At 57.2% G+C, this 12,391-nt stretch carries 11 protein-coding genes; 8 read left to right on the forward strand and 3 right to left on the reverse strand.

The annotated features are described in order from the left end of the window. Positions 1–5 precede the first annotated feature (5 nt). Entirely contained in the window at positions 6–572 is a 567-nt protein-coding gene (locus ACMHYW_RS07210; protein WP_414499327.1) for a hypothetical protein, read from the reverse strand. Between the two features lie 137 nt (positions 573–709). Further along, on the reverse strand, positions 710–2,314 hold the full coding sequence (locus tag ACMHYW_RS07215; RefSeq protein WP_414499328.1) for a glycosyltransferase family 39 protein: 1,605 nt from the start codon (positions 2,312–2,314) through the stop codon (positions 710–712). A gap of 191 nt (positions 2,315–2,505) precedes the next feature. Here ACMHYW_RS07215 and ACMHYW_RS07220 point away from each other — a divergent pair, with 191 nt between their 5' ends. From ACMHYW_RS07220 to ACMHYW_RS07230, 3 genes are all read left to right on the forward strand, one after another. After that, complete coding sequence (locus ACMHYW_RS07220; RefSeq protein ID WP_414499329.1) at positions 2,506–3,024, forward strand: hypothetical protein; 519 nt, start codon at positions 2,506–2,508, stop codon at positions 3,022–3,024. A gap of 3 nt (positions 3,025–3,027) precedes the next feature. Next, positions 3,028–4,044 carry an asparaginase gene (locus tag ACMHYW_RS07225; RefSeq protein ID WP_414499330.1) on the forward strand — a complete coding sequence of 339 codons (1,017 nt, stop codon included), beginning with the start codon at positions 3,028–3,030 and terminating at the stop codon, positions 4,042–4,044. Between the two features lie 174 nt (positions 4,045–4,218). After that, complete coding sequence (locus tag ACMHYW_RS07230; RefSeq protein WP_414499331.1) at positions 4,219–4,854, forward strand: LysE family translocator; 636 nt, start codon at positions 4,219–4,221, stop codon at positions 4,852–4,854. A 120-nt stretch (positions 4,855–4,974) separates the two neighbouring features. Here the strand turns inward: ACMHYW_RS07230 and ACMHYW_RS07235 are convergent, their stop codons facing one another. Further along, on the reverse strand, positions 4,975–5,910 hold the full coding sequence (locus ACMHYW_RS07235) for a LysR family transcriptional regulator (RefSeq protein ID WP_414499332.1): 936 nt from the start codon (positions 5,908–5,910) through the stop codon (positions 4,975–4,977). 208 nt (positions 5,911–6,118) lie between these two features. Between ACMHYW_RS07235 and ACMHYW_RS07240 the strand changes: the two genes are divergently transcribed. The 5 genes from ACMHYW_RS07240 to ACMHYW_RS07260 all read left to right on the forward strand — a co-directional run bounded on the left by ACMHYW_RS07240 (position 6,119) and on the right by ACMHYW_RS07260 (position 12,235). Next, complete coding sequence (locus ACMHYW_RS07240; RefSeq protein ID WP_414499333.1) at positions 6,119–6,406, forward strand: hypothetical protein; 288 nt, start codon at positions 6,119–6,121, stop codon at positions 6,404–6,406. A gap of 291 nt (positions 6,407–6,697) precedes the next feature. Further along, positions 6,698–8,041, forward strand: coding sequence for a nucleotide 5'-monophosphate nucleosidase PpnN (gene ppnN / locus ACMHYW_RS07245; protein ID WP_414501483.1), 1,344 nt, complete (start codon positions 6,698–6,700; stop codon positions 8,039–8,041). 683 nt (positions 8,042–8,724) lie between these two features. Further along, positions 8,725–10,161 (forward strand): gamma-aminobutyraldehyde dehydrogenase, encoded by a 1,437-nt coding sequence (locus ACMHYW_RS07250; RefSeq protein ID WP_414499334.1) that lies wholly within the window; start codon positions 8,725–8,727, stop codon positions 10,159–10,161. Positions 10,162–10,480: 319 nt separating this feature from the next. Next, a complete protein-coding gene (gene gabT / locus ACMHYW_RS07255; RefSeq protein WP_414499335.1) occupies positions 10,481–11,752 on the forward strand; it encodes a 4-aminobutyrate--2-oxoglutarate transaminase in 1,272 nt (423 codons plus the stop codon). Positions 11,753–12,124: 372 nt separating this feature from the next. Then, the gene (locus tag ACMHYW_RS07260) at positions 12,125–12,235 is read left to right on the forward strand and encodes a DUF4942 domain-containing protein (RefSeq protein WP_414501484.1); all 111 of its coding nucleotides are present in this window, start codon (positions 12,125–12,127) and stop codon (positions 12,233–12,235) included. Positions 12,236–12,391: the final 156 nt, after the last annotated feature.

A 12,391-nucleotide genomic window follows, 5' to 3' on the forward strand; every position in this document is an offset into this window, starting at 1 on the left:
CGTGTTCAGGAGGAACGCATGCGCGCATCGCGCCCCGACGTTGCAGAACGCTGCTGCGCCTCGGCGTTCACTAAGCACGACTGAATGGCGTTGGTCTTTTCTACCAGCGCACTGTGCAGCGCTTTCGGCTGCTGATGATCCCAGGCAGGCACCGGTGTCCACATTTCTTGCCCCTGCGCATCGCGATGCGGCTGCCCCAGCTGATCGAACAGGTAGTAGTTCTGATCTTTCAGGCGCTGCAGAGACAGACGGTAATGCACGGTCTGTCCATCGACGTCCAGCTCGCCGGGGCGCTGCCAGACTGACGCTTCCGGCTGCACGATATCCGTGGCCGGCTCACTACTGGCCGGTACGACATTGCTCAACAGACAATCACGCAGCGCCAGATCGTTCACGCGAGTAGCATCGCGACGCATGGTGATGATGTCGACGACATTGCCCTGCGCCGTGCGCACGACATTGATGCCCGGCGCCACTTCAATCGAATGTGAAATGACATGTGGCAATGTCGAGGCACACCCAGCCAACAGTGCGCACCCGACAATACTTCCCATCCAGCGAATCCCAGCCATGGTGTCACGACTCCTTGGTTATTCTTTATGCCGATGCGTTGGCATCGTGGGCAATCAGGCTACACATTCAATGCCATAGAGAATTCAGTATAGCCCGCCCCTCCAAAGTTGCCGCATGAGGGCAGCCCTGTGAATCGTCACTTATCTTCCGTCATCACGCCTTCACGATGAACGCTATTCGTTGTGCCCGTTACGCCGTGTCGAGCCGGCGGCAGTACGCCCACGCACACCGAGAAGGAGGCCCGCGGCATGCTGCTCTGGTGGAAGACCAGCGTGTGATACTCAATGCGCTGGCGCAGCAATGCACTCAGCGACGGGTCAAGCTCCAGCACATTTGGCGCGCTACACGGCGAATTGGCCTCACCGACCCACATAGCGCCATCACGCGATAGCTGCTCGTCAGTCAGCCCTGGCGTGTAGATGTTCGGATAGGGCGAATGATCAACCGGGGTCAGCGCCCGCACGGCAGCCGAGGGCCAACGTGTCGGTACGCGGGGATGATCAGGAGCGTAGATTCCCATCCAGTCACCCATCCGGCTTCCTCCGGCATAGACCAGCGGCTGCTCATAGCGTTCCCGCCACCAGCTGTTGAGTGCGGCTGACAGTGCCGCCACGTGCTCGCGCGGTCGCTCCGAATACATCGCCTGCCATGCCTTTGATGCGCCAAATCCACACAGCATTAGCACGGCCAAAACATAACTACAGTAGAGCGGCAACCGATAGCGTCCGCACTCGCCCGGCACCATGCACATCACCACAGCTAACCCTAGCGGCACAGCAAACGGCATCATCCATTCTGTGCGCACGCCTCCACGCAATGCGAAGTAGCCCCCCAATAACACGACCGGCACCACCGCCATGATCACGAATGCCTGTGTTTCGGGTCGCTCAGGCATCTTCCAGCGCCAGCGGGCCAGCAGCAGTATGCCTACCATCAACAGCGCATTGTAGAAGACGGCCAGGTAGACCCGCACAACGTCCCATGCACTATTACCGCCCACCCGCGTACTGAACCAACGGAAGGCGGCATAGTCATGCTGAGAAAGCCAATACAGGTTAGGCGCGATCAGCGCCAGTCCTACCAGCACACCACCCCATAGCCAAGGCTGAGTCAGCGTGGCCCTGAGTCGCCCTTGCACAAGGACGATCGCAAGCATAAACGGCAGATACAACACGGTGGTGTATTTAGCCATACCGGCTAAAGCCATGACGGCGCCCAGCATCAGCCAGTAACGCCCATCGTCATACAGTGCACGAATAAAGCCGTACCACATCCACGGCCACAGCATCATCAACAGGTAATTGTCGTTGTACGGCAACATATCGATGCTGATGGTGGCGGAAAAGCTCATCATCAGTACCGCTAACACGGCACGGCGGGTATCAGGGATGAGCCGTTCACACAGTTTCCAGCAGCCCCACGCGCCTATTACTACCGCTACAACATGGCTGGCATACCAGAACGCAGGCCATGACAGCGGCCAGAAGCGCCCCAGCGCCGCCACGCTGCCTACGAGCCAAGGGTTCTTGGGCGATCCGGCTTCCAGCCCTTGTCCCCAGTGCCACGCTTCCACCGCGTCATAAGGCACGATGGGCGACAGCAGTACGGTCAACAGGATCCACAGCGCACCGTAGATCCCGATAACCCGCGCCACGGTACGCCAGGGTGATTCGGTATCGAGCAGCGTCAGCTCATCATGAATATCCGCCGGAGGCGTTTGGGCCGTTCTTGAATCGGGCATCGTCACGTTTCGTCCTCACTACATGTACAGCACACGGGGGCCGCCACTTCTATACGGTGTCCTAACGCGCTAGGTACGTCACACAATAGACATCCCTGCACCTGGAACCTTCCAGCGTAGACATTGCACTGGCGTTTGGCTGGCTTTTTGCCCATCATGACAACACTTCAATATTCACAGGGAGTTAAGTGATGTCCACGAAGACCAGTCCCGACAGCCTTCTGCAACACTACAAGCACTGGCAACGCTTTCTGCGCCAAGATCGTCTTGACCGCGAACACAAAGGCGCAGTGCAAAAAATGGCCGCGGCCGGCGTCAGTGCCAATAAGGTCGTCGAGGCCTACCGCAGCATGGCCACGCGCGGCGCAACGGAAGGCGCGTGCTACCGCACCTTGTTCGATCGCCGCTACGACGATCAGACCACACTGGCCTGCGAAGGTTGGCTGTTCATTCGCCGCATCATTCAGGAAGGTGGTTCGACACGCGTACGCGCCAGTCTGGTGGAGTCCTTCACCCTTACAGACGGAATCATCACGCCGGAACAGATGGCACCTCAGGACGTTACGCTGGAGCTATTCGATGAAATCGCCGTCGACCGCGGCATGGCCGTCAGCTGCCGCGTTGACCGCCGCGATGACGACGCCGACAGTCGCTTTGTGACCTTTACCGATGCTGTCCGCAACTACCGTACGCTGCTGAACAAAGATTGAACCATGACGCGTAGACTGCTGATTCTCTATACCGGAGGCACGCTGGGCATGGTGCCTAGCCCTGACGGGCTGGTGCCGGGTCACCAACTGGATGAACGCCTTCGCACACAGCTGGCATGCCTGCCCCACCCGCGCCGGAGTGCCCTGCCCGAGTGGCAGCTGGAGGCAACAGGCACCCCTATCGACTCCAGCAGTGCCACGCCACACGACTGGCTGCGCCTCGTCACTCAGATACGCGATCACGCCCATGACGATGACCTGAGCGGCATTGTCGTGCTGCACGGCACGGATACCATGGCGTGGTGCAGCGCCATGCTGAGCGTCTGGCTGGGCGATACATGCCGCTGCCCTGTGGTCGTGACCGGCGCGCAGCTGCCGCTAGAAACCGATGGCAGCGATGCCGCGCACAATATCGAGCTGGCCATGCGCTATGCCGCTGCCCCCAACGCACAGGGCGTGATGCTGGCCTTCGGCGGACGACTACTGCAGGGCGATGCCGCGCGCAAGTGGTATACCGAAGATCATCAAGGTTTCGAAACACCCAACGCTCCGTTGCTCGCCTACTGGCCTATCAACCAGCGTGACGATCATCCACTGCCCGCACTGCATCACTTGCCGCTGCCTAATAATGATGCCCGCCAGCGAGTAATGAGGGCGCTGCATATTGCGGCAGCCCCACTTGCTGTGCCGGAAACACTGCCGCGGCTTGCACGCATCGTACTCTGGCCAGGCATTGCGGCGACACAGGTGAGCGCACAACTGGCGCTCGCCGATGTGGCCGTGCTGGAAGTCTGGGGAAGCGGCAACCTGCCCGATGACACCGATCTACATCAGGTACTGGAACAGGCGGCCCGTCAGGGCAAGCGCCTGATCGCCATCAGTCAGTGCCCTCATGGCAGCACTCATATTGGGGTATACGCGGCGGGCAAGGCACTGAAAGATGCGGGCATCATCGAAGGTGAAACGCTGACGCCCGAACTGGCCTCAGCGCTGCTGCTTGCCTCATCCGCACAGGGGTGACATAAACGTCATTGCAGCCATCAACACTGCGCTGCAATGACGCGTCACGACAGTAACGATCGCCATGCCTTTCGCCGCCATCACGCACAGCGTTCATGGATATATCCCATCACGCCCTCGACACCGCGTGAGGAATGGTGCCGCTCATTCAACCGAACAAGAAGAGAACGCAAGATGACACTACACACGTGGTGGATGTTCATTGGTGCTGTATTTCTACTGTCGGCCATCCCGGGTCCCAACATGCTGCTGATTCTCTCACGCAGTATAGAAGCGGGCTTTACCCGCAGCATTGCCGCAATGATGGGCAGCCTGTCTGCCGTTATTATCGTTCTGCTGGCGGCCATGGCCGGGCTGACAACCCTCTTCATGGCAATCCCCGGCGCATTCGAAACGCTTCGCTATGTGGGCGTGGCCTATCTGTTCTACCTCGGCCTTAAGGCATGGCGTACCGCCCCAGCAGCAACTGATGGCGAAGACCCACTGCATGCAGCCAAGGCGGTGCAGTCGCTACCGCGCCTGTTCCGCAGCGGGTTCGTCACCAGCATCAGCAATCCCAAGCTGATTCTGTTTACCGCCGCCTTCTTCCCTCAGTTCATCGCACCGGAACAGCCTCAGCTGCCCCAGTTCGCGATCCTGATCACCACTTTTGCGGTTATCGAAACCTTCTGGTATTTCATGTATGCGCTGGGGGGCCGCACACTGGCCAGCTACCTGCGCCGCCCAACCATTAAGACACTGTTCAACCGTGCCACGGGGATCATTTTCTGGGGGTTCGGTGTGATGCTGCTGCGCGTCAGCGCAAAATAGCGCGCTGCCAAACGCTGTCACCCTGCGCGTTCGTCTCTGCAGACTTGTATACACGAAAGGCCTCTATTCCATTACGAATAGAGGCCTTTCCATTATGCACACCACTGCCAGACAGGGTGCCTACAGCGTCCCCATCTCGTTGGCTGTCGGCGGTAGGTTCTCAGGCTGGCTGTAGAGTGTCGTACGGCGTGCATCACGGTAATCGTTCAGCAGCTGCTCATAGCGCTTCGGCAGATCGATATCCTGTCGCGTGACCAGATACAGCTCCTCGTACACGCTGCGCGGCAGGATCAGTTCACGTACCTGACGCTGCCACGGCGAACTTTCCAAAATCGTTGTCGGCACCACCGTGAAGCCCATGCCACGCGCGACGGGGTCAAGCACCTGCGTAACTTCGCTGATATAGCCCTTCTGAGGAATGCTGTTCATCGAGCGAAATTCACCGGGGAAGTTTTCACGCAGCAGCTGGTTGGCATGACTTACGCCATCGAAATAGTTGATGAAGCCCAGCATCTGCAGCTCACCGAGCGAGCTGCCGTGGAAATCGGCAGGCACCACCAGACTAAGCGGCTCGTGGTGCCATAGCTCGGAGCGCAGCTCGCTGTGACGCGACGTTTCGGTCACGATACCCAAGTCGTAGCGGCCCGCTTCAACATCCTTGATGATGTCACTGCTGTAGGCAAAGCGATAGTGGATCGACAGCCCTAAGTGAAGCTGCTGATAGCCCAGCACAAACGGATAGAACATCACCCCGACACTGGCAGGACTGGCGATACGGCACTCACCGCTGTGCTCGGCATCGTTGTCGAGCGAGTGGCGGAACTGCTCATGTTCGGTGAAAAGCTTCAGCGCATAGTCATAGGCCCGTCGCCCTGCTTCCGTCAGCGCAAAGCGGCGCCCCTGGCGATGCAGCAGCTCGTGGCCCAGATAGTGTTCGAGCTTTCGAACGTGCTGGCTGACGCCCGGCTGCGTCATATCCAATCGTCGAGCGGTCTGAGTGAAACTGCCGGTTTCCACCAGAGTGATGAAGGTACGGAAATACAGTGCATTGAACATGAGGCAGTGATGGTCCAGCTGAGGCCAGAAGAAAGGCGCTATCATAGCAAAGCTACACCGCTGTGGCATTGCGCCTTTGCCACCAGCGCATGATAGGATCGTCGCCAAGCGCACAGTGAACCGCTTTCGAGCGACACCGTTTCGGCATTCAATACAGCCCGTTAGCGTTGAAGACGCCGTCTCCTTTCACCCTCGTCACGGATATACCATGTCAGACCCTTTCATCGCCCGCGGAGAAACACTGCGCCAACGCCTGCTCAATCGAGAGCTGAACGCTGACGATCACGAACTGTTTCCGCTAGGCTACTTGATTCCGCAGGTCGAGCTAGTACTCGACCGCGCCGAATACGACCCCGCCACCATTACCGCCGAGGCGTTCGATGCCACCTGCTGGCAGCTGATCGAATGCTCGATTGGTGAAGATGCGATGAGCGTTGATGACATTAATGCCATCACCGCCCTATGGACGTCGATCTGCGCCGATAACGCCGTATGATGCCCACATCCTCGGCCCACTGAATGGCTGCCGAGCGCTGTCCATAAGGAGCCTGAAGGCACGCAGCGCTTGATCCCTCTGGCAAGAATGCCGTAGTAAAGAGTAAGCATTTATCGCTGAGAGATGAGCTTGTCGACATTCTGGCCCTTTAAAAGGGAATCGACTATTTGTGTCTTCTTTCAACAGCCGTCTTCAATACGAGGAATTCTGATGAGTAGTTCGTCCACTTCGGCGCGATCACTGCCCCACACGTCTACACACGAGGGTGCCGCCTACCCCACCGTATCGACCATGATCTCTCCCGAAGGCAGCCTTGAGGTCCTTTCCCAGTTCGAAGTGAACCGGCTGCGCGACACCTCATCGACAGGGCTTCATGAAACGCTGCGCTGCTGTGCATTGGCCATCCTGACCGCCGGGGCGCTGTCAGACAATGCCGCCAGCATGCAGGCCTGCTATCCCGACTTTGATATCGAGCTGCAGCAGGAAGATAAAGGGCTGCGCCTGAAGCTGGACAATGCTCCTGCAAACGCTTTCGTCGATGGTGAAATGATCCACGGCATACGGGAGCAGCTCTCGGCCATGCTGCGCGATCTGGCGTATGTTTCCAATGAGCTAATTTCACAGGGCGTTGAGTCGATGGGTCCCAGCGAAGCCATCACCAATACGGTCTTCCAGATCCTGCGCAACGCCAATGCACTGAATGCTCACCGTCCACCCAATATGGTGGTGTGCTGGGGCGGCCACTCGATCTCTCGCGTTGAATACGACTATTCCAAGGTCGTCGGCTACCGGCTGGGGCTGCGCAAGCGCGATATCTGCACCGGCTGTGGCCCAGGTGCCATGAAAGGCCCTATGAAAGGAGCCAATGTCGCACACGCAAAACAGCGCTACGACAACAGTCGTTACGTCGGCATTTCAGAACCCGGCATTATCGCGGCCGAATCACCGAACCCGATCGTCAACGAACTGATCATCATGCCGGATATCGAAAAGCGCCTCGAAGCTTTCGTGCGCCTTGGACACGGCATCATCGTCTTTCCGGGCGGCGTAGGCACCGCAGAGGAAATTCTGTATTTGCTGGGTATTCTGCTGCACCCCGCCAACCAGCACATTCCATTCCCGGTCATTCTGACCGGCCCAGAAGAAAGCGCTGACTACTTCCGTCAGTTGGACGACTTCATCGCCGTCACACTGGGTGAAACCGCACAGCAGCGTTATCAGATCATCATCGACGACCCGGAAGCCGTCGCCAAGGCCATGCAGAAAGGGGTTGATGCCGTCGCACGGTTCCGTCACGAGAATCACGACGCCTCTTACTTCAATTGGCGCCTGCATATTCCCTATGATTTCCAGCAGCCGTTCGAGCCAACGCACGAGGCGATGGCATCTCTTGCGCTGCACGCCAACCAGCCCGTCCACGAATTGGCAGCCAATCTGCGCCGAGCGTTCTCGGGCATCGTAGCGGGCAACGTCAAGCCGAACAGCATGGCGGCCATTGCCGAAAGAGGTCGCTTCAAACTGCACGCAGCGCCGGACATCATGACGCATCTCGACGCACTGCTGAATGCCTTCGTTGAACAGCAACGCATGAAGCTGCCCGGCACCGCCTACGAACCGTGCTACACGCTGGCCTGATCCTCGCAGAGTATCGCCCACGGCATGGCGCAGTATCACCGCGCCATGCCATGCATCCCCCCTAACCGCCCAGCTTCTGCCAAAAGCGTGTAGAGGCACCTGGCCTATTCCTACAGACCTTTTCCGCTGGCAGTGCCTCTCGATGAACGGCTAAAAAAGCCAGCCAGTCACCGTATACTTCGACAGCGCAATGGGGCAACCGTCTGCCCGCATTACGTGCTTCGCCATAACCGTACCTCATGTTCGATACTCACCGGTCGTCATTCACTCCCCCGTATCGTTGCCCCACCGATAAAGACAGCACTCAAAGAACTCGCTCTCACATTGCTCACCGAGGGGGCACTATGCGCTGTTATAAGAATGTTTCGTTCCGTTTAAATAAAAACACCCTCTCTTATTTACTTATGTAAACAGCGTTCACCAAGGTAATAACGTCTGAAAGTGTGCATCCAGCGAACCAATATGCACCATGGCAAAGCGTGCAATCCCCGCGATCTCACATCACGGCGCTTTATTGATCCAGCACCGATATAAGACTGCGATTTATTATCATTAATAAACACACCAATTATTTGATTTTAAAAACAAAAATATAAAATGGACTCGGACTTGCCCTGTATGACGTACTGCCTCACGAATAATGTGCATGGCCATTATTCTCGGTGTGATTATATGGAGTCACTATGTCAGCCCACCCCGTTCATCTGCGTAACTTTATCGACGGCCGCTATATCGATGCTCACGGCCAGAACACTTTTGAATGCATCAATCCAGCCAATGAACACGTCGTCGCGCTGTCCCCTGTTTCAGATCAACACGATGTCGAAGCCGCCTATGCCGCAGCAGGACGCGCTTTTCTTGACTGGCGCAAAAGCACGCCCGCCCAGCGCCAGCAGGCCCTGCTGGCTATCGCCAATGCACTGGAAGAGCATGCGGATCGCTTAGTAGAGGCGCAGTGCCGCAACACCGGCCAGCCCAAGCATCTGATCAAAGCGGAAGAAGTTAATGTCTGCGCCGATCAACTGCGCTTCTTTGCTGGAGCCGCTCGCCTATTAGAGGGCAAGGCGGCGATGGAATATGTCGAAGGCATGACATCGACCATTCGCCGCGAGCCACTGGGCGTCGTAGGTCAGGTCGCACCGTGGAACTTCCCCTTGATGATGGCCGTATGGAAGATCGCGCCCGCACTGGCCGCCGGCAACACCATTGTGCTGAAGCCCAGCGATACCACACCGGAAAGTACCCTGCTGCTGGCCGAACTTGCCGCGCCATTCCTGCCGACAGGAGCCTTCAATGTTGTGCTGGGCGATGCCAGCACGGGCAACCTGATCGTCAGTCATCCTGATGCATCGCTGGTGTCCATTACCGGCTCCGTTGCAGCGGGCATTGAAGTCGCCAAGAGCGCGGCAGAGAACGTCACTCGCGCTCACCTCGAACTGGGCGGCAAAGCCCCCGTGCTGGTGTTTGCCGATGCCGATCTCGAACGGGCGGCCGAGCACATTGCGCTGGCCGGTCTGTTCAACGCGGGCCAAGACTGCACATCGGCGACACGCATTCTGGTCGATGCCCTCGTGCACGACGACTTTGTGGCCTTGCTGACCGCAGCCGTGAAAGCGACGCGCTACGGTGACCCCGACGACAAGGATATCCTGTTTGGGCCACTCAATAATGCGAAGCAGCTTGCACGTATGCAGGACATCATCGCTCACCTTCCCCCTCACGCGCGTGTCGAAACGGGAGGCAAGCGGGCACCACGCCCCGGCTTCTTCTTCGAGCCAACGGTGGTCTCTCAGTTGCAGCAGGAAGACGACATCGTCCAGAACGAGACCTTCGGCCCGATCCTGACCGTACAGTCGTTCCAAAATGAAGAGGATGCGCTTCATAAGGCCAACGACGTCCAGTACGGCCTGGCCTCCAGCGTTTGGACGTGCGATCACGGTCGCGCTCAGCGCCTTAGCGCCGCGCTCGATTTCGGCACAGTGTGGGTCAACACGCACATCATACTGACCGCCGAAATGCCGCACGGTGGATTCAAGTATTCGGGCTATGGCAAGGACCTATCGGCCTACAGCCTCGAAGACTACACGCGCGTCAAACATGTTATGAGCGCACACGCCTGAGCGGCTCATCCCAATGCGCGTCGCTTCTAGCACGCCAAGGTCCTCGCCAGAATAAGGCCTGCACTATGGCGCATCATTCGACATTATTGCACCTGCAGATCTTGTCTTTATCTTGAGCGAAGGCCATGCTGGAAAGCAGCGTTATGCTATTGCCGAACGGTGACGGACACCCGCTAACATGCGGCGATCACACCCCATCATAAGCGGGCATCGGAACGTCCCATCAATGGTAGGGGTGCGCCCGACATCGTTGGGCCCAGGCTTCTGACTCGGCTTTAAGCACTATCTTGTTTGTCTTTGGAAAAGGATGACATTCTTCATGAATAACAATGAACTTGAAGAGCTCAAGCAACGCTATGTCGTACGTGGAGCTGCCAGCAGTGCCAAACAATTTGCAGCCCGCGCAGAAAATGCAGAGATATGGGATGAAGATGGCCAGCGCCTGATCGATTTCGCTGGCGGGATCGGCGTGCTCAATCTTGGGCATCGCCACCCTGACGTCGTTAAGGCGGTCAAGGATCAGCTGGACAAGGTGATGCACACCGCTGCCGGTGTCATCACCTATGCGCCGTACGTGAAGCTAGCAGAACGGCTGTGCCAGTTGACCCCGACACGCGGGCCAGATCGCAAAGCGCTGTTGGTCAACTCTGGTGCAGAAGCGCTGGAAAACGCGGTCAAGATTGCACGTGCCGCCACTGGCCGTAGCGGCGTCATCACCTTCGAAGGTGGCTTCCACGGCCGTACGCTGCTGACACTGGCCATGACCGGCAAGGTGTGGCCCTACAAGGGCGAATTCGGCCCGATGCCGGGTGAGGTATTCCACGTACCGTTCCCCAATGCGTGGTACGGCGTCAGCGAAGACGACGCTATCGCGGCCATTAACGCTCGCTTCCGCACTGACATTCCTGCCGAACGCGTAGCGGCCATTGTCATCGAACCGGTACAAGGGGAAGGTGGCTTCTATCCAGCCCCGGCGACGTTCCTGCGCAAACTGCGTGAGCTGTGCGACCAGCACGGCATCATGATGATCGTCGACGAAGTCCAATCCGGCTTCGCGCGCACCGGTCGCCTGTTCGCTATCGAACACAGTGGCGTTCAGCCCGATATCATGACGATGGCCAAAAGTCTTGCCGATGGCATGCCACTGGCTGCCGTCGTGGGCAGTGCCAAGGTCATGGATGCTTCCGGCCCGGGATCGCTGGGCGGCACATACGGCGGCAACCCGCTGTCCTGCGCGGCCGCACTGGCGGTGTTGGACGTCATCCAGCGTGACGGCATCCTTGAGAAGAGCGTTCTGCTGGGCGATGCCTTGATCGCTCGTTTCCGCGAATGGGAAAACCGATTTACCTGCGTAGCACACGGCCGCCACCTCGGGGCCATGGCCGCCTTCGAACTGGTCGACGATAACGGCAAACCCTGTGCCGAACGAGCCAAGGCCCTAACGGCCTACGCTCGTGAGCACGGCCTGATCCTGCTGTCGTGCGGGGTATTCGCCAACACTATTCGCATTCTGGTACCGCTGACCGTACAGAAAGAGGTACTGGAAGAAGGCTTGACCATTATCGAAAACGGGCTTGCTACCCTCGGGTAATTCGCCTTATCGGAGCAGGCACACGCCTGCTCCACCCCCTCGCCAGCACTGCACGGCCCTCGGACCACCATCAGGTCTTACATATATAAGTGCTAAGAGCATGTTTCATAATCCTGATACCCTTGTCATTGAAGGAGCTTCAAACCTCAAAATTGCAGTAGAAACCGTCTATTTTAGAATGGGCAAAAAATCACTCAGGTTATTAAACAATCTCCTAATACCTTACCGTTAGCCATTATTAACTCCTGAAACAACACTTCATGCAGAAGGTGAATTCAACGTCCAGCTCACCGCAAATAATTAGCTCAACGTTATCTCTGTCGCCAGTTTTTTTCAACTTCCAAAGACGTTTACGAGGATGAGTTATTCAGCATTCGTTACTATCAAAAAAGCACCGCGCACTTGACCTTCAAATTCCTGGAGTTGATTGAGTGCATAAACAACATCATTGCGAAGCACTATCCAGTAATATTGGGACAATAGCAGTAATTTTAAAGCCGTTGAAAGTCGAGCTGAGCATTTTGTAGAGTAACTTACTAAATTTATTGAAACACCTTTAACTCATTTTTTGTTGAATTCTCTGAACAGTTAGTGACTAAATTAAGATTAATCCGATAAGATGCAGGTATCCCATTTCTA

Origin of the sequence: Zymobacter sp. IVIA_12111.31 C1 (genome assembly GCF_047495495.1) — a bacterium.
In the GTDB taxonomy this organism is placed as follows: domain Bacteria; phylum Pseudomonadota; class Gammaproteobacteria; order Pseudomonadales; family Halomonadaceae; genus Zymobacter.

Coding starts and splice junctions, on each gene's coding strand:
- ACMHYW_RS07220 (WP_414499329.1), top strand. CDS start 2,506: ATGTCCACGAAGACCAGTCCCGACAGCCTTCTGCAACACTACAAGCAC.
- ACMHYW_RS07210 (WP_414499327.1), bottom strand. CDS start 572: ATGGCTGGGATTCGCTGGATGGGAAGTATTGTCGGGTGCGCACTGTTG.
- ACMHYW_RS07250 (WP_414499334.1), top strand. CDS start 8,725: ATGTCAGCCCACCCCGTTCATCTGCGTAACTTTATCGACGGCCGCTAT.
- ACMHYW_RS07235 (WP_414499332.1), bottom strand. CDS start 5,910: ATGTTCAATGCACTGTATTTCCGTACCTTCATCACTCTGGTGGAAACC.
- gabT (WP_414499335.1), top strand. CDS start 10,481: ATGAATAACAATGAACTTGAAGAGCTCAAGCAACGCTATGTCGTACGT.
- ACMHYW_RS07215 (WP_414499328.1), bottom strand. CDS start 2,314: ATGCCCGATTCAAGAACGGCCCAAACGCCTCCGGCGGATATTCATGAT.
- ACMHYW_RS07225 (WP_414499330.1), top strand. CDS start 3,028: ATGACGCGTAGACTGCTGATTCTCTATACCGGAGGCACGCTGGGCATG.
- ACMHYW_RS07230 (WP_414499331.1), top strand. CDS start 4,219: ATGACACTACACACGTGGTGGATGTTCATTGGTGCTGTATTTCTACTG.
- ACMHYW_RS07240 (WP_414499333.1), top strand. CDS start 6,119: ATGTCAGACCCTTTCATCGCCCGCGGAGAAACACTGCGCCAACGCCTG.
- ppnN (WP_414501483.1), top strand. CDS start 6,698: ATGATCTCTCCCGAAGGCAGCCTTGAGGTCCTTTCCCAGTTCGAAGTG.